Annotated in this window: 16 protein-coding genes and 2 tRNA genes; 13 read left to right on the top strand and 5 right to left on the bottom strand. The window is 70.7% G+C overall.

Annotated features, from left to right (window positions below; all coding sequences use genetic code 11):
• Positions 1 to 34 precede the first annotated feature (34 nt).
• From GH740_RS00630 to GH740_RS00615, 4 genes are all read left to right on the top strand, one after another.
• Complete coding sequence (locus GH740_RS00630) at positions 35 to 559, top strand: DUF2127 domain-containing protein (protein WP_172978232.1); 525 nt, start codon at positions 35 to 37, stop codon at positions 557 to 559.
• A 74-nt stretch (positions 560 to 633) separates the two neighbouring features.
• Positions 634 to 1,674, top strand: coding sequence for an Atu2307/SP_0267 family LLM class monooxygenase (locus GH740_RS00625; RefSeq protein WP_367640125.1), 1,041 nt, complete (start codon positions 634 to 636; stop codon positions 1,672 to 1,674).
• A 48-nt stretch (positions 1,675 to 1,722) separates the two neighbouring features.
• Positions 1,723 to 2,403, top strand: coding sequence for a response regulator transcription factor (locus GH740_RS00620; RefSeq protein WP_367640123.1), 681 nt, complete (start codon positions 1,723 to 1,725; stop codon positions 2,401 to 2,403).
• Positions 2,400 to 3,365, top strand: coding sequence for a sensor histidine kinase KdpD (locus GH740_RS00615; protein WP_153744198.1), 966 nt, complete (start codon positions 2,400 to 2,402; stop codon positions 3,363 to 3,365). Before GH740_RS00620 ends, GH740_RS00615 begins: the two co-directional genes overlap by 4 nt.
• 1 nt (position 3,366) lies before the next feature.
• On the opposite strand, the gene GH740_RS00610 is transcribed toward GH740_RS00615, so the two are convergent.
• From GH740_RS00610 to GH740_RS00600, 3 genes are read right to left on the bottom strand one after another with little or no spacing between them, the layout of a single operon-like run.
• Positions 3,367 to 4,152, bottom strand: a complete 786-nt coding sequence (locus GH740_RS00610) for an FAD:protein FMN transferase (protein WP_367640121.1) — start codon at positions 4,150 to 4,152, stop codon at positions 3,367 to 3,369.
• Positions 4,149 to 4,640, bottom strand: a complete 492-nt coding sequence (locus GH740_RS00605) for an FMN-binding protein (protein ID WP_153744197.1) — start codon at positions 4,638 to 4,640, stop codon at positions 4,149 to 4,151. Before GH740_RS00605 ends, GH740_RS00610 begins: the two co-directional genes overlap by 4 nt.
• A 16-nt stretch (positions 4,641 to 4,656) precedes the next feature.
• Complete coding sequence (locus GH740_RS00600) at positions 4,657 to 6,069, bottom strand: ferredoxin reductase family protein (protein WP_153744196.1); 1,413 nt, start codon at positions 6,067 to 6,069, stop codon at positions 4,657 to 4,659.
• Positions 6,070 to 6,235: 166 nt separating this feature from the next.
• Here GH740_RS00600 and GH740_RS00595 point away from each other — a divergent pair, with 166 nt between their 5' ends.
• The 9 genes from GH740_RS00595 to GH740_RS00555 all read left to right on the top strand — a co-directional run bounded on the left by GH740_RS00595 (position 6,236) and on the right by GH740_RS00555 (position 13,624).
• Positions 6,236 to 7,273, top strand: coding sequence for a hypothetical protein (locus GH740_RS00595; RefSeq protein WP_153744195.1), 1,038 nt, complete (start codon positions 6,236 to 6,238; stop codon positions 7,271 to 7,273).
• Positions 7,274 to 7,338: 65 nt separating this feature from the next.
• Positions 7,339 to 8,148, top strand: a complete 810-nt coding sequence (locus GH740_RS00590) for an inositol monophosphatase family protein (RefSeq protein WP_153744194.1) — start codon at positions 7,339 to 7,341, stop codon at positions 8,146 to 8,148.
• Positions 8,149 to 8,318: 170 nt separating this feature from the next.
• A complete protein-coding gene (locus GH740_RS00585; protein WP_153744193.1) occupies positions 8,319 to 10,031 on the top strand; it encodes a M23 family metallopeptidase in 1,713 nt (570 codons plus the stop codon).
• Between the two features lie 72 nt (positions 10,032 to 10,103).
• Positions 10,104 to 10,175, top strand: a tRNA-Thr gene (locus tag GH740_RS00580).
• Positions 10,176 to 10,210: 35 nt separating this feature from the next.
• A tRNA-Met gene (locus GH740_RS00575) sits at positions 10,211 to 10,284 on the top strand.
• A 506-nt stretch (positions 10,285 to 10,790) separates the two neighbouring features.
• Positions 10,791 to 11,402, top strand: coding sequence for a carboxymuconolactone decarboxylase family protein (locus GH740_RS00570; RefSeq protein WP_153744192.1), 612 nt, complete (start codon positions 10,791 to 10,793; stop codon positions 11,400 to 11,402).
• A gap of 3 nt (positions 11,403 to 11,405) precedes the next feature.
• The gene (locus GH740_RS00565) at positions 11,406 to 11,795 is read left to right on the top strand and encodes a VOC family protein (RefSeq protein WP_153744191.1); all 390 of its coding nucleotides are present in this window, start codon (positions 11,406 to 11,408) and stop codon (positions 11,793 to 11,795) included.
• Between the two features lie 3 nt (positions 11,796 to 11,798).
• Positions 11,799 to 12,605: an isocitrate lyase/phosphoenolpyruvate mutase family protein gene (locus GH740_RS00560; RefSeq protein ID WP_216644873.1), complete on the top strand. Its 807-nt coding sequence runs from the start codon at positions 11,799 to 11,801 to the stop codon at positions 12,603 to 12,605.
• Positions 12,606 to 12,685: 80 nt separating this feature from the next.
• A complete protein-coding gene (locus GH740_RS00555) occupies positions 12,686 to 13,624 on the top strand; it encodes an SGNH/GDSL hydrolase family protein (RefSeq protein WP_172978231.1) in 939 nt (312 codons plus the stop codon).
• A gap of 22 nt (positions 13,625 to 13,646) precedes the next feature.
• Here GH740_RS00555 and GH740_RS00550 read toward each other — a convergent pair whose 3' ends face one another.
• Both GH740_RS00550 and GH740_RS00545 read right to left on the bottom strand, forming a co-directional pair.
• A complete protein-coding gene (locus tag GH740_RS00550) occupies positions 13,647 to 14,105 on the bottom strand; it encodes a helix-turn-helix domain-containing protein (RefSeq protein WP_153744189.1) in 459 nt (152 codons plus the stop codon).
• Between the two features lie 10 nt (positions 14,106 to 14,115).
• The gene (locus GH740_RS00545; RefSeq protein WP_153744188.1) at positions 14,116 to 15,549 is read right to left on the bottom strand and encodes an aminomethyltransferase family protein; all 1,434 of its coding nucleotides are present in this window, start codon (positions 15,547 to 15,549) and stop codon (positions 14,116 to 14,118) included.
• Positions 15,550 to 15,578 lie beyond the last annotated feature (29 nt).

Below are 15,578 nucleotides of genomic sequence, written 5' to 3'. Positions count from 1 at the left end.
CACTCGCCGCCCCACCGTGTGTAACCTCCGTCACATGAGGATCGACGGTGCGCACAAGCTCCTGGACCGGACCTTCTTCATCGGCCTGATCTTGAAGGGCCTCGACGGCGTCGTGGAACTGGTGGGCGGGATCGCACTCCTGCTCATCACACCGGCGCAGATCAGTGCTCTCGTGCGCGCCCTGACCCGCCATGAACTCAGCGAGGATCCGCACGACCTGATCGCGAACTGGCTGATCGACTACACCAGCTCTCTCGGCGTCTCGGCCACGGTCTTCGGGGCGGTGTACCTGCTCGCCCATGGAATCGTGAAGGTCGTCCTCGTCGTCGCGGTCCTGCGGGGCAAGCTCTGGGCGTATCCGTGGCTCATCGGATTCCTTGTCGCCTTCATCGGCTATCAGGGCTTCGTGCTGATCGCCCAGTTCAGCGTCGGCCTGCTCCTGCTGACCCTGTTCGACATCTTCATCGTCGTCCTCACGGTTCGCGAATACCGACTGCACAGGCGGCGGCGGGCGGCACGGATCGCGTCGGCATCCGAAGGGCGACAGCAATCGATGTAACGTCCGTTGCGCGTCGGGCAGGCACCCATGGGGTCCCAGGGAATGTCGGCGGCTGGGTCCGGGTTGTTGCGGGCGTGAGCGAGATCGAATTCGGGCTGGACACGTTCGGCGGAGTGACCAGCGACGTCCAGGGCCGCCCGCTGCCGCACCCTCAGGTCATCCGCGACCTCGTCGAGGATGCCGTCGTGGCCGACCAGCTCGGGCTGGACTTCTTCGGCGTGGGTGAGCACCATCGGCCGGACTTCGCCGTCTCCAGTCCCGAGATGGTGCTGGCGGCGATAGCATCCCGCACCGAGCGGATTCGGCTGGGCTCCGCGGTGACGGTGCTGAGCTCCGACGACCCGGTGCGCGTGTTCGAGCGGTTCGCCACCCTCGACGCGGTGTCGAACGGGCGTGCCGAGATCGTCGCCGGGCGCGGCTCGTTCATCGAGTCCTTCCCGCTGTTCGGCTACGACCTGCGGGACTACGAGATCCTCTTCGAGGAGAAGCTCGGCCTGCTGGCCGCCCTCCTGAAGGAGGAGCCGGTGACCTGGGAGGGCACCACCCGTGCCTCGCTGACCGACCAGCGGGTCTACCCCACGACATCCAAGGGCCTGCGCGCCTGGGTCGGCGTCGGCGGCAGCCCCGAATCGGTGGTGCGCACGGCCCGCCACGGATTCGGCCTGTTCCTGGCCATCATCGGCGGCGCGCCGGCGCGCTTCGCCCCCTACATCGACCTGTTCGAACGCGCGCGGGACGAGCTGGGGATACCGCACCGGCCGGTCGCCGTGCACTCTCCGGGGCTGGTGGCCAACACCGACGAGCAGGCGCGCGCGCTCGTCCGTGACGGTTGGTTCGCGATGCGCGAGCGGATGGGCCGCGAACGCGGGTGGCCGACGCCCTCGCCCGGCGATTTCGACCGCGAGATCGACACAGGCTCCTTCTACGTCGGCTCCCCGGAGACGGTCGCCGCCAAGCTCGCCCGCACCCTGCGCACCCTGAAGGTCGACAGGTTCGACCTCAAGTACGACCAGCCCGTGCAGCACGCCGACCAGCTGCGGTCGATCACGTTGTACGGCGAGAAGGTCGTCCCCATGGTGAAGGACATGCTGGCGGGAACGCCCGTCGCCTCGTGACGACATCGTGGCGCGCGTCTGCTTGAATCACCGGAACGGGGAGGCGCAGTGTCGGGTGAGCGGACAGGGCGGCGGCCACGGCTGCTCTATGTCGAGGACGACCGTACGATCGCGGAGATGACCGTCGCGGTGCTGTCCGAGATCTACGACGTCGAACATGTCGTCGACGGCCGTACCGCGCTCCAGCGGGCGCTCGGCGACCGCTTCGACGTGTTCGTGATCGATCGGCGCCTTCCCGGGCTGAGCGGCGCCGAGCTTGTGGACGCGATCCGCACCGCGCGGATCACCACACCCGTGCTGATGCTGACCGCGCTGGGTACGGTGGCAGACCGGGTGGATGGGCTGGATGCCGGTGCCAATGACTATCTCGTGAAACCGTTCGACTTCGACGAGCTCCTCGCACGGCTGCGCGCCCTCATCCGCGGCCATCGCGCACAGGGCCACCGCCGAGTGATCGGCGAATGGAGCTTCGTCCCCGAGTCCGCGCTCATCTACGGCCCGTATGGCGAACGGGTGGCCCTGACGGCGACGGAGACGCGGATGCTGAGGGTCCTCACGGAGAGCCCGGACCACGTCTTCTCCCGCGACGAGCTCATGCACGCGGTATTCGCGTCGGACGATGCGCTCAGCTCCGTAGACACATACGTTCACTACATCCGCCGCAAGACTGCGCCCGAAATCATCGAGACCGTCCGCGGCCGCGGATACCGTGCCGGGTCACCATCATGAGCCAGGATGCCGACCGGCGGCGCGTGCAGCGCTCCGCGCTGCGTGTGGGGATGCTGGTGGGAGCGGCATCCGCGATCGTCGTCGCCGCCGGCGTGGTGATCCTCGTCGTCATCATCCTGTCCACGGCCCGCCCTGACCGCCCGCACGGGTCGGTGACCAGCCCGCAAGACGTCGACCACATCGTCGTCGACGTCGATCGCGTCCTGCCATGGGTGATCGTGCTCGGGATCGTCGGCGTCCTCGTCCTGGGCGCTGTGGCCTGGCTCGCCGCGCGATGGGCGGTCGCCCCGCTCTCCGACGCCCTGCGGCTGCAGCGCGAGTTCGTCTCGGACGCCGGCCACGAGCTGCGCACACCCCTCACCGCGCTGACCAGCCGCATCCAGATCCTGCAGCGGCGTCTCACCCGTCGGCAGCCGGTCGACGCCACGGTCGTCGAGTTGCGCCGCGACGCCGCGATGCTCGACGACGTCCTCGCCGACATGTTGCTGACGGCGGAGGGCGGCAGCGCCGAGGACGGGCGGGCGGATGTCGCGGACTGCCTGCGGACCGCGCAGCAGACGATGGAGCCGCTTGCCGAGGAGAGTGGGGTCGCCCTCCACTGGAGCAGCGACGACGGAATCACCGCGCGGATGCCCGCGGTCACCCTGACCCGGCTGTGCGTCGCGCTCATTGACAACGCGATCGGACACGCGCCGGCCGGCTCCACGGTGACAGTGAGGGCCATCTCAACAGGGTCCACGGTCGAGATCCGCGTCGCCGATGCCGGCCCCGGCATCGCCCCGGAGGACGCCGTGCGCATCTTCGAGCGCTTCGCCCGCGCCGGAGAATCCGGGCGCCGGCGCGGCTTCGGGCTCGGCCTCGCGCTCGTGCGCGAGGCGGTCACACGGTACTCGGGCAGCGTGCGGATCGAGTCGACCTCACCGGCGGGCACGGTGTTCCTGCTCACTCTGCCGACGGCGTAGGTCAGGACGCCGCTGCGAGGGAAATCTCGACGCCGCGGGTCCACCGCCGTGTCGATCCGTCGTCGCGCACGAGCATCCCCGTCGTGGACGGCGCGCGGCCGATCCAGCCCAGGTCGCCGGCGACGACAGCGGCGGTCGCCCAGACATCCGCCGTCACAAGGTCAGGAGCCACGACCGTCGCGCTGCGCACGGCGGTGGCAGGCGCGCCGGTGCGCGGGTCAACGATGTGGGCTCCGCGCTCCGCCGTCCCGGACGTCGCCACCGCGCCCTCGCGCACGTCCACCGTTGCCAGGACCGCGCCGGGCCGCTCGGGGTCGGCAATCCCGATGTGCCAGGTCCAGTCGGCGCCCGGCGCGGTGTGCAGCCGCAGATCCCCGCCCGCGCCGATGCCGATGGCGACGATTCCCGGACGTCGGATCAGCGGTGCAAGGTGCCGACGGGCAACGGCGTCCACGGCCCACCCCTTCACGTAACCGGTCGGATCGAACCAGCCCTGCCACCAGGCGTCGAAGAGGCCGCCGGTCGCCTGGGCGGCCTCAACGCAGCCTTGCGCCACCTGCGCGATCCGAGGATCGGCCGACGCGATCGCGGCCTCACCCCGCCGGATGCGGCTGACGTCGGAGTCGGGCAGGAACGGCGAGAACACGCGCTCGAGGTCGCGCAGCTCCTCGATGCTCGCCGCTACCGCATCACGCGTGGTGTCGTCGGCGGTGCCGATGACGTGGATGCTGACGGTGGTGCCCATCAGGTTCTCGACCCAGACCCGCCGGGCCCACGCGGCGGTCACGGCGCCGCCTGGTCGAGCGCGGACTGTAGCGACTGCAGGTAGCCCTCACTGGTGAAGGTCGCCCCCGAAACCATGTCGATCTGTGCGTTCTGCGCCGACGTCGTCTCAGAGACCAGCTGCGGGACCGCATACTGATTGATCTGCGCGTCCCGGGGTGTCCCGTTCGGGTATTGGGGCACATCGACCGCGGTGAGCCGGCCGCCCGAGACCGTGACCCGCACCTGCACCGCACCGTAAGGGGTCTGCGCCACGCCGCCGGTGTAGGTGCCGTCCTGCAGCGAAGTGCCCGCCGTGCTCGAACCGCCGGCACCTGCCGACGAGGCGCCGCCGGTCGTCGCATCCGTCGGCCCGGTTGGCGCGGTCGCGGCCCCGCCGGGGGCGCCTGTCGTCGGGGTGGGCACCAGGTTTTCGCCGAGCGAGGTCCGGTAGCTGAACAGGAGCACGAGCCCGCTCAGTGTGGCGAGTGCGCCGTAGACGATCTTCTTCATGGTCTGCCCCTTCTCTTCACACCGCGAACGCTTCGCTGTGGATGCGCTCGGCGGGGACGCCGGCACGCGCCAGGTCGGCACGCACGGCCGCCATCCAAGCGGCCGGCCCGCACACATACACGTCGCATTCGTCCAGGTCCGGCGCGATGCGGCGGATCAGCTCCGCGCCGTCCCAGGCGGCATACCTTGCCGGGAACCACCGGGGCTCATCTCCGCGCGGCCCGTTCAGCGTGACGTGCCGCACTCCGCGTGTGAGCGTGAGCCGGTCGATCTCTGTGGCGCGCATGCGATCGAGCTCGTCCCGGTCGCGGGTCACGAGCACCGCGTCGCCGGGACGGTACGGCTCGGATTCCAGCAAGGCGACCAGGGGTGCGATGCCCGCGCCGGCGGCGAGCATCAACAGCTTGCCGCCGGTACGTCGCTCGCCGGTCATGTGCCCGTACGGGCCCTCGACGAGCACGCGCGTCCCCGGCGACAGTCGCGTCAGCCGCTGCGACCCGTCGCCCACCAGCCGTGCGGCGATGACGAACTCGTCGCCGTCGGGAGCGGCCGCGAGTGAGAACGGGTGGCCGGCGCTCCACCCCGCACCGTCGAGGAAGCGCCACACGAAGTACTGGCCGGCACGGGCGTGCAGCCGGTGCAGGCCTCGTCCGCGCATCCGCACGACGACGCCGCGCTGACCGTCCGGGGTGACCGAGGCCACCCGGATGTCGTGGCGCAGCGAGCGCCACAGCGGGGCTGCCAGACGGAAGACGAGCACGCAAGCGGCGGCCAGGGCCCACAGCGCCCACCAGTACGCGGCCGCGGCGGGGTGCGTGATGAAGTCGGCGCCGGTCCACAGCATGTGCGGGATCGCGAGCCCGACGCCCAGATACCCGTACAGGTGCAGCAGATGCCAGGACTCGTACCGCAGCCGTCGTCGTGACCGCCGCATCGAGGTCACCACCACGAGGATCATCAGTGCTGTTCCGGCCGTGGCCAGCAGCATCCCCGGGTAGGCCCACACGAACTGCCACGCCTGCGCCAGCGGATTCATCCCCGCCTGTGCGGCGTATCCCGCGACGAGGAACACGATGTGCAGCATCAGGAGCCAGAACGACCAGAATCCCGCCAGGCGGTGCAGACGGATCATCGCGTCGCGTCCGAACCCGCGCTCGAACAGCGGGACGCGCGCCATCAGCAGAACTTGGTACAGCAACAGGTTCGCCGAGACCAGACCGGTGAGGCGGCCGATCGTGTTCAGCGTCTCGGCGTTCATCGCGAACAGCGACTGGATGCCCGCGCCCGAGACCCACAGGGCGACGACGAACAGGCTGGTGAGCCAGATCACGATGGTGGCGACGGCATTCCAGGCCTGGGGATGCCGACCGCCCGGCACGGCGGTCCCCGCGGCCGCGCCGGTCGCGACACGAGGGGTCGTGGAGGTCATGTCCCCATGGTCGACGGCGGATTCTGAGATCAGGCCAAGATTCCGGCATCCTCGCCGTTTCCATAGCGAGCTCATCGGAAAGGGGCCGCCCGGACATCCTGACGAGCGTGCGGCCGTCGTGTCAGGATGGGGAGGCGGGTCCGCGCCCGCCGACGAGAGGACATCCATGACCGTGCCCAGTGCGACGCCTCCGCGAGCGGATGCCGCGAACTCGAAGATCCTCCGTGCGGCGATCTGGGTCGCCATCGGTGCCCTGATCGCCGCCGCGGTCGTCTGCGTCGTGATGGTGCTGGTGGGCACGGCGAACGGCATCGTGCCGCGCGCGTTCCTGACGATCGTGCTGATGGTGGCGTTCGCCGGCGTGGCCCTGATGGACACGTACCTCGCACCGCGCCGCCCGGTGTGGTTCGCGCTGACCAGCATGGGGGTGTGGATCGTGACGCTGCTGATCGGCGCCGTCATGATCTGGTTGCCGCTGCGCGCCCTATCGGAGTCGTTCGGCGGGGGCGCGGGGCGGTTCACGTCGTTCCTGCTGATCGTGCTCATCCTGCAGCTGGCCGTGCTGCACGTGCGCCTGTTCGTCAAGGCGTGGGCGCGGTACAGCACGGTGTTCACCAGCATCGTGGCCTGGACCACGATCGTGCTCGTCGGGCTCCTGGTGATCATGCTGGTCGCCCCGCTCGTGCTGCGTGAGTTCGTCCGTTTCCACGACCTGTACTGGCGGCTCACCGTCGCTGTCGCGATCCTCGCTGCGGTGGGCACCGCGCTGATCCCCCTCGTGAACGCGCTGTTCGCGCCCCGCGCGCCGCGCGCGCAGGCCCAGGCCGGCGGATGGCCGACCTACGCGGACGGGGTGACGCCGCTGCCGGTGCTCGCCGACGGGCAGCCTGACTGGAACGCGTATTACACCGGTCGCCCCACCGCGCCGCAGGCGCTTCCGGCCCAGCAGGCATGGGCGGCGCCCGAGCCGGCTCCCGCGGTCGCGCCCGAGCCGGCGCAGGCCGCGTGGCCTGCCCCGTCGTGGCCGGCACCGGACTGGCCGGCGCCGCTCCCGCCGGCGCACGAGCAGAACGCAGCACCGCAGCATCCCGCCCCGGCGCCGGCTGCGGACGCCCCGCAGCCGTCGACCCCCGGCGGGACGCAACCGCCCGCCGCGCCGGGGTACGAAGGGTTCCCGCCGCCGCCTGCGCCCCCGCAGCGATGACGATCGTCGACGGCCGCATCCGGGGATTCGGTCGTCGGTATCTGCTGTCGGGCTAGCGTGGAGGGATGGCTCTCTCCGACGATCTCGCCCAGCTGGCCGCCGGCATCGCCCGCGAAGCCGGCGCACTCGCCCGTAGGCGCCGCGCCGAAGGCGTGCACATCGCGGCGACGAAGTCCGGCGTGGCCGACATCGTGACAGCGGCCGACCGTGAGGTCGAGGCGCTGATCCGTCGCCGGCTCGCGGACGCGCGCCCGGGCGACGGGTTCCTCGGCGAGGAGTCGGGGGCGGATGTCGGAACCTCCGGCATCACGTGGGTCGTCGACCCGATCGACGGCACCGTCAACTATGCGTACGGTATCCCGGCGTACGCCGTCAGCATCGCCGCCGTCGAGGGTCCGCCGGATCCGACGACCTGGACCGCGCTCGCCGCCGCCGTCTACGGCGCCGCCATCGACGAGCTGTTCACGGCCGTCCGCGGCGGGGGAGCGTGGGTGCATACCGCGGCCGGCCCGACCCGACTGCAGGTGAACCCGATGCCGGTCGACGTCGGCGCGCTGCTGGCGACCGGGTTCGGCTACGACCCGGCCACGCACGCCGGCGACCTGGCCCGCGTGGAGCGCGCGATGCCGCTGGCCCGCGACCTGCGGCGCATCGGCTCCGCGGCCCTGGATCTCGCCTACGTCGCGGCCGGCCGGCTCGACGGGTACTTCGAGCGCGGACTCAACCCCTGGGACCACGCGGCGGGCGCCCTGCTCGTCGAGGAGGCCGGCGGGCGCGTGGGCGGAATCCCCGGGGGCCGGCCGGGGAAAAACCTCACGATCGCGGCCGGTCCAGAGCTGTTCGCGGCGCTGGATGCCGCGATCGGCGGCCGCTGACGATATATCGGCTGAGTACATGGCATTCCCAGCCCTATCGAGGTAGTGTTTACCCATTCGTTACTTTCGCCGAACCCCCGCATGGCGCAAGTGATCAGATTCTGACGTCCGACCGTTGCCCCTCTGAGCGACCCGATCCGAGAGCATGCCCCTTGCCCTTTGACGCGTCTATGGCTGAACCCGCGCGCACGCGGCGCTCCGCCCGCACCTCATCCGCGCCTGCCCAGGCGGCGGATGTCGACGCGAAGGACAAGGTCGAGGTGGCCGCGGCGAAGGCGCATTCCGTGATGACGCGGGCGGAGGCCCGTCGGCTTGCCGCGCAGCGTGAATCCGCGACGACGGTGTGGTCCCTTCCGGCTGCCGCCGTGTTGACCGCCGCGACGGATGCACCCGCAGACGAGTCGGTCCAGACGGCTCCCGCGTCGGTCGCCGATACGTCGGTTGCCGATACGTCGGTCGTCGCGTCGGTTGAGGCATCCACGGCCCCCGACGTCCTGGTGGAAGAGGCGCCGGCGAGCACCACGGCGCCGAAGCCCGTATCCGTCGAACTCGTCGAGGTCTCGGAGCCCGCGGCATCCACGCCGCCGGCACGACCGGAGCCGATGACGCGGCGTCGCGCACGCCGGCGTCCGCAGACATCGCCCATGCCGGCGGAGGAGCCGCTGACCACCACGGCCGGCGCCGGCCAGGACATCGCTCCGTCGCCTCAGGTGGCGTCGACCGTGGAAGCGGCGCCGACGGCATCCCCGTCGGCATCCATTCACCCGCGCCGCGCACGGCGGCTGAGCGCCGCCACCGTCGTCGAGCCGGTCTCTCCGACCGTCGCCGAGTGGATGGCGCTGCGCGAGACCTCCGTCGTCACGCCGGCGGGGCCCGTCGTGCCGTCCGTCGAGCCCGCCTTCCTGAGCGCGCCGCCCGTCGAGCCGGCCGCGCTGACAGCGCCGATCCCCACCGCCACCGCGCCGGTGAAGACGGCGCCGGCCGTCGACGAGTTCGAGGCCGCGGTACGCCTGTTCTCGTTCACCGGCGAGACGACGGTGCAGCCGGATGCCGCCGTCGAGGCCGAAGCGGCCGACACCGAGGACGTCCCCGCGGACACCGCGACGCCGACGAAGAAGAAGCGCACCACCGGGCGTCGGCGCGCCGGGCAGACCTCGATCAAGCGGATGGCGACGGCGTCGGCATCCGTCGGCGCGATCGTGGCCGTGGGGCTGCTCACCGTCGGCATGACGCTGCCCGCCGATGCGGTGGCGTCGCCCGACACGAAGCTCGCGGGTACGTCGCACGTGCACCCCGCGGGGGATGTCGCACCTGCCGGCAGCGGCGAAATCCAGGCGTATGTGGCGCCGCAAGACGCCTCCACCGGCACCGAGCTCGACCGGTCGGCGAACTACACGACCGCGACGCTGTCCGAGATGGCGGGCACCACGGGCATCTCGCACGCGACGAGCAGCTTCTTCACGAACAACCCCGCGTGCGCGGTGCAGTGGCCGTTCGCGGTCGGCGTGCCGATCACGTACGGGTTCGGCTGGCGACCGGGTGAGTTCCACACCGGTGTCGACTTCACGCCGGGATCGGGTGCGCACGTGCAGGCGATCGCCGACGGCACCGTCCGGGTCGCGCAGCAGGGCTACCAGGGGTACGGCGTGGCCGTTGTCATCGACCACGAGATCAACGGCCAGCACTGGGCCAGCCTGTACGGGCACATGCAGTACGGGTCGCTTCAGGTGCGCGCCGGGCAGAAGGTCACCGTGGGCCAGTACCTCGGCCGGACTGGAAACACCGGCTTCTCGTTCGGTGCGCACACGCACTTCGAGATCCGGCAGGACGGCGTCACGCCGATCGACCCGCTCCCGTGGCTGCGGGCACACAACCAGTGCTGAGCACAGCCGTCACGGTTCGGGAATCGTTGGCCGCTCTGATATTCTGATCTGGTTGCCCGGACGTCCGGGCACGCCCCGATAGCTCAGTGGCAGAGCACTTCCATGGTAAGGAAGGGGTCGTCAGTTCAATCCTGACTCGGGGCTCGCACGCATCACGGACAAGGTTCGGGATGCCTCGCGGCAGGGTAGCTCAGTTGGTGAGAGCGCACGACTCATAATCGTGAGGTCGCGGGTTCAAGCCCCGCTCCTGCTACGCAGAACCCCCGGCTCCACCCGGGGGTTTTGTCATGTCTTCGTCGGGCCCCAGGCACAACGAAACCCACCTTTCACCTTCCGGGGTGAGTTGCAGGGGCCCCCGGCGCTGTTATCGTCGTCCCTTACCGGGGCGCCGAGAAGCGCCCCCGCTCGCGTCGGGGGATGCTTGAGCGGGGGCGCTTCGTTCTTCTGTCAGCGGGGCCTTGCCCACCCGCATGGCGGACAGGCCCGCGCCGCCCCACGCACCCGTCACCAACGAGCCGTGCGCGGGGCAGCGCTGCTGAATCAGCATGACCGGGTCGGGTGAAGAGGAAGTACCTCTCCCGGTGTCTCCACATTACCCGCCGTCGAAATACCGTGACCGACGCGTGACGGCGCGCGACCGAGTATCGACTCGCCAACGGCGAAGGTTCACACTGAGAGTGCCGGCCGATCCCGGCCGCATTCCTCGCGTCCGCCGACGCCTCATCCGGCACCGACCGCGCCCGGACCCTTGGAGGAGTCATGATCGTCCATCCGCCCACAGCGGACGAGGTCGAAGGACATGCCGCCCAGATGTACGCCGACGACCTGAACGCCGACGGGTTCGTCTACCAGTACACCCAGGCGATGGCCATCAACCCCGACGCCCACGCCGCGTTCCAGGCCCTCATGCGCGCGGTCGTCCCCTCCATCGGGATCCGCACCTTCGAGCTCGCCACCCTCGGCGCCGCCCGCGCCATCCCGTCCCCACACTGCCTCCTTGCCCACGGACGGAAGATGCTCCGCGCCGGCGGCATGGGGGAGGAGCAGCTGGCCCGCGTCGGACGCGACTACGAGGACGCAGGGCTCTCCGACGCCGACATCGCCGTCATGACCTACGCGGAACGCCTCTCCACGGACCCCGCCGCGATGACCGACGACGACACCCGGGCGCTGCGCGAGGTCGGCTTCAGCGACCGCCAGATCGTCGACATCACGCTCGCCGCCGCCGTCCGCAACTACTTCAGCCGAGCCCTGCTCGCCCTCGCTGTTCCCATCGATCAGGTCCCCGGCATCACGCCGGACCTCGCCGACGCCCTGCTCACCCCGTGCGGAACCGGCCTGGACGCCGCGTCGCGGACGGCCGATGCTTGAGCCATGACAGGCTTCACACCCCGCAACGCCTTCAGCGGCTTCAGCGTCGACGACATCGCCACGGCGGAGACCTTCTACCGCGACACACTCGGGCTCGACATCGCGCAGAACGCGATGGGAGCCCTCGACCTCACCCTCGGCTCCGGCGCGCACGTGTTCGTCTACGCGAAGCCCGACCACGAACCCGCCGGGTTCACGGTCCTGAACTTCGCCGTGGACGACGTCGAGGCCGCCGTCGACGACCTGAACGCCCGCGGCGTCGTCACGAAGATATACCGCGACCCCGACTTCGGGACGGACGAGAAGGGCATCGCCCGCGGCAACGGGCGGGGGCCGGACATCGCCTGGTTCCGTGACCCCGCCGGCAACGTCCTCTCCGCGCTCAAGGGCTGACCGGTGTCCACGGACCGCGCCACGGCCTTCCTCGCGCAGCACTCCGGCCCCGGGTTCGTGCTCCCGAACGCCTGGGATGCGGGATCCGCGCGGATCCTCGAGCAGCTCGGCTTCCCCGCGATCGCCACCACGAGCGCGGGCATCGCCTGGGCATGCGGCATCGCCGACGGCGGCACCATCGAGGCGGAGACGATGCTCGCACGGGTCGCCGACATCGTCGCCGCCGTGCACGTCCCGGTGACCGCCGACCTCGAGGCAGGCTACGGTGACACGCCCGACGCCGTCGGCCGCACCGTGCACCGCGCCGCCGAGATCGGCGTCGCCGGCGCCAACCTCGAAGACACGATCCACGGCGGCCTGCTCCCCATCGACGACGCCGCCGCCCGGATCGCCGCCGCCCGCGCCGCCGCGCCGCGCGGCACGTTCGTGCTGAACGCGCGCACCGACGCCTACTTCGTCGGCACCGACGGCGACCCGTTCGCCGAGACGATCCGGCGGGCGCGCCACTACCTCGACGCGGGCGCCGACTGCATCTTCGTGCCCGGTGTCAACGACGAGGACACGATCCGGCGGCTCGCCGCCGAGATCCCGGCACCGTTGAACGTCGTCGCCGGGCTCACCGCGAACGTCCTGTCCGCGCCGACGCTGTTCGCCCTCGGTGTCACGCGCGTCAGCGTGGGCGGCAGTCTCGCCCGCGCCGCGTTCAGCGCGCTCGAACGGGCGGGCCGCGAGCTGCGCGAGTCCGGCACCCTCGGCTTCCTCGACGGCGCGCTCGGCTACGCCGACCTGCAGCGCCGGTTCGCTCCGTAGACACCGCGTGCCACACGCGGGCGCGAAGGAATAGCCTGGCCTCGGGAGCGGCAATGGGCGCACGAGGCAGTGAGCGACGGATGCCGCCGTCTCGCGGCCTGCGGCTGCTGCGCGCCGTCGGATCCGCTCTCGGCGCCATCGTCGGCTTCGTCACGGCGCTCGTGGTCGTCACGACGGCGGAGGGAGTCCTCGCCCGTGCGCGGCTCCTGCCCACCCGCGACGAATCGCTTCCCGTGCGCACCGGCCGGTTCGGCGACGACGAGAGACCTCCGATAGCGTTCGGGATGATGGGCGACTCGCTCGCGGTCGGCTACGGGTCGGAAGACCCCGACAGCACCCCGGGCGTCCTCCTCGCGAAGGGTCTCGTCGAAGCATCCGGCCGCTCCGTGGTGCTCACGAACGTCGCCGACATCGGCGCGGAGTCCGTCGCGCTGGTCCCTCAGCTCGCGAAGCTGCGCACCGCCGGGGTGCCGGATGTCGTGGTCATCGTGATCGGCGCCAACGACGTGATGCACCTCAAGCGCCTGACCGACGCGCTGTGGTCGCTGTCGGCGGTGGTGGGCAAGCTCCGTCACGACGGCACCCGCGTCGTCGTCGCGACCTGCCCGGATCTCGGCACCATCCACCCGTTCACGCAACCGCTGCGGTTCTTCGCGCACTGGTACAGCCGCGTGCTCGCCACGGGGCAGGCCATCGTCGTGCTCCGCGCCGGCGGTCGCTCGGTGTCCCTCGCGGACACCCTCGGACCGCTGTTCCGGCGCGAGCCCGAGGACATGTTCTCCGCGCACGACCGCCTGCACCCGTCCGACCTCGGCTACGCGGCCGCCGCCGCCGTGATCCTGCCGAGCCTGCGCGTCGCGGCCGGGTACCCCCTGCCGGTGGACGTGCACCTGCCGCACCGGGTCTACCGCAAGGGGAGCCACCACCCGCTCGCGTGGTGGGCGTTCCGCGCCTCCCGGCGTGTGGGCTCCCGGCTCGCGGCGGACGCCGGCGACGAACGGCCCGTGCCCGATCGCTGATCCGGTGCTGTCTCGCTCGGCGCTACGTCGCCGCGGCGTCCGCCTCGCCCCGCTCGCGGACCTCGTACGTCATGTCCGTCGCCGAGATCACCTCGCCGCACCGGTCGCAGCGCATCGCCGGCCGGCAGATGTTCCCGCATGTGCGGTGCGTGAGCACGACGTCGGTCCCGTCGCCGCCCAGCCACGTGTCGCCCCAGTCCTTCATCGCGAGGAACACGGGATACAGCGCACGCCCGGCAGGGGTGAGCACGTACTCATAGCGGTCGGGACGGCTCTGGTACAGCCGGCGTTCCAGGATGCCGTCGGCGACGAGTGCCTTCAGCGTCCGCGCGAGCACCGACCGCGAGATCTCCAGCACCCGCTGGAAGTCGTCGAACCGGCGCACCCGGAAGAACGCTTCGCGCAGCACGAGCGACGCCGCCCCCTGCTGGAGCAGGGACCCGGTGCGCTGGACGGAGGTGATCGTCGGTGCTTGCGGCATGATCCGCCCCTCAGGCCATCGGCTCACCGGTGAGCTCGGCCGTCGACCTCGCCCGGTACTCGCGGGCAGTGTCGCTGATCGGGCTCGGGGCCACAGTGACCCGGATGCTGATCTGTTCGTGCGGTTCGACGATCCCGCCGCTGCGGGTGCCGCCGCCGTCCTCGCCCCAGATCAGGGTGAGCTCCGTGCCCGGCACCGCCAGCGCCTCGTCGATCGACCCGAGCGACATCATCGCCCGCTCGTTGTAGCTGTACGCAGGATACGTGCCGAATCCGACGTGGTTGCCGTCGCCGTCCAGCACCTTGTCGTAGTGGAGGCGGCCGGTCGCCGCCACCGGCAGGTCGATGTGCAAGGCGGTGGGTCCGTCCTGCACGAGCCGCTGGAACACCTGCACGAAGTCGTCCGGATGCCACAGCAGGGTGACCTTCTTGCGGTGCGGCTGGTCGGCCAGCTTCTCGAGGGCGGCGCGGCCGATGAAATCGTGGTCGAACTTCACGATGTGGCCGTAGTTGAGGTCCCACGGGGTGGCGTAGTAGTCCTCGGGGTCGGGGGAGTAGAAGCTGCCGCCGAGCGACATCCGCGCCGACGCGCTGCGATCGCTCAGCCACTCGCGGTACCCGCGCAGTTGTGGGCTTGTGTAGACGGCCGAGAAGGGCACTGCCCACCAGCCCGACTCGATCACGGTGCTGAAGTAGCCCAGCGACCCGATCTGCCGCAGGCCGTGCTTCTTGCCGGCCTGCACGAGCGCGGTCTTGACATCGCGGCGCTCGTCCCACGGACCGGACAGCTCCAGGCCCGGCACGCCGCCCATGCTGTGCCGCATGGCGTGCACCTCGTGGCCCGCGATTGAGATCGTCGCCGAGCGGAAGAACTTGATCTCCGGCAGCGGACCGCCGTTCAGCTCCTCCAGCAGTGTGTAAGCGTTCGGACCCTCCACCTGGTAGCGGTAGACGAGGCGGCGCTTGTCCTTGTTCAGCGCCCACACCGGATCGAGGTCCGCCTGCACGTCGAAGTCGCCGGTCTCGGCATGGTATTGGACCCAGTCCGTCGAGGCGGGGTTGCCCACGAGCAGGAAGTCCTCATCGTCCAGGTAGTACAGGATCGCGTCGCCGATCACGTACCCCTCCGGGGAGCACGCCACGAACTGCTTCGCCGCCCCCGGGCGGAACGTGGCGAACGAGTTCACTCCCAGGTGCGAGAACAGCGCCAGGGCGTCCTTGCCGCGCACCCGCAGATTGTGCATGTGGTAGCTCTGGTCGTGCAGGGCGACGCCCTTGCGCCACGACTGCTGCTCATCGCGCCACGTCGTGAACTCCGCGCGCACGGCGTCCACCGGCATCATCACCCCGAAGATGTTCAGCGCCGTCTTCGGGTGGTTGCGGTAGAAGCGGTCGACGATGCTGGTCTCGCCGTCCATCATCGCCTGAAGATTCTGCTCGCCCATGAGCCCTCCTGTGGTAAGTTCTGAATTAG

The organism is Microbacterium sp. SYP-A9085 (assembly GCF_009649635.1).
Lineage (GTDB): Bacteria > Actinomycetota > Actinomycetes > Actinomycetales > Microbacteriaceae > Microbacterium.
Note: the sequence above shows the minus strand (reverse complement) of the source record. Positions and strands in the feature narration are given on the sequence as shown.

Coding starts and splice junctions, on each gene's coding strand:
- GH740_RS00630 (WP_172978232.1), top strand. CDS start 35: ATGAGGATCGACGGTGCGCACAAGCTCCTGGACCGGACCTTCTTCATC.
- GH740_RS00615 (WP_153744198.1), top strand. CDS start 2,400: ATGAGCCAGGATGCCGACCGGCGGCGCGTGCAGCGCTCCGCGCTGCGT.
- GH740_RS00605 (WP_153744197.1), bottom strand. CDS start 4,640: ATGAAGAAGATCGTCTACGGCGCACTCGCCACACTGAGCGGGCTCGTG.
- GH740_RS00600 (WP_153744196.1), bottom strand. CDS start 6,069: ATGACCTCCACGACCCCTCGTGTCGCGACCGGCGCGGCCGCGGGGACC.
- GH740_RS00595 (WP_153744195.1), top strand. CDS start 6,236: ATGACCGTGCCCAGTGCGACGCCTCCGCGAGCGGATGCCGCGAACTCG.
- GH740_RS00590 (WP_153744194.1), top strand. CDS start 7,339: ATGGCTCTCTCCGACGATCTCGCCCAGCTGGCCGCCGGCATCGCCCGC.
- GH740_RS00585 (WP_153744193.1), top strand. CDS start 8,319: ATGGCTGAACCCGCGCGCACGCGGCGCTCCGCCCGCACCTCATCCGCG.
- GH740_RS00570 (WP_153744192.1), top strand. CDS start 10,791: ATGATCGTCCATCCGCCCACAGCGGACGAGGTCGAAGGACATGCCGCC.
- GH740_RS00565 (WP_153744191.1), top strand. CDS start 11,406: ATGACAGGCTTCACACCCCGCAACGCCTTCAGCGGCTTCAGCGTCGAC.
- GH740_RS00555 (WP_172978231.1), top strand. CDS start 12,686: ATGCCGCCGTCTCGCGGCCTGCGGCTGCTGCGCGCCGTCGGATCCGCT.
- GH740_RS00550 (WP_153744189.1), bottom strand. CDS start 14,105: ATGCCGCAAGCACCGACGATCACCTCCGTCCAGCGCACCGGGTCCCTG.
- GH740_RS00545 (WP_153744188.1), bottom strand. CDS start 15,549: ATGGGCGAGCAGAATCTTCAGGCGATGATGGACGGCGAGACCAGCATC.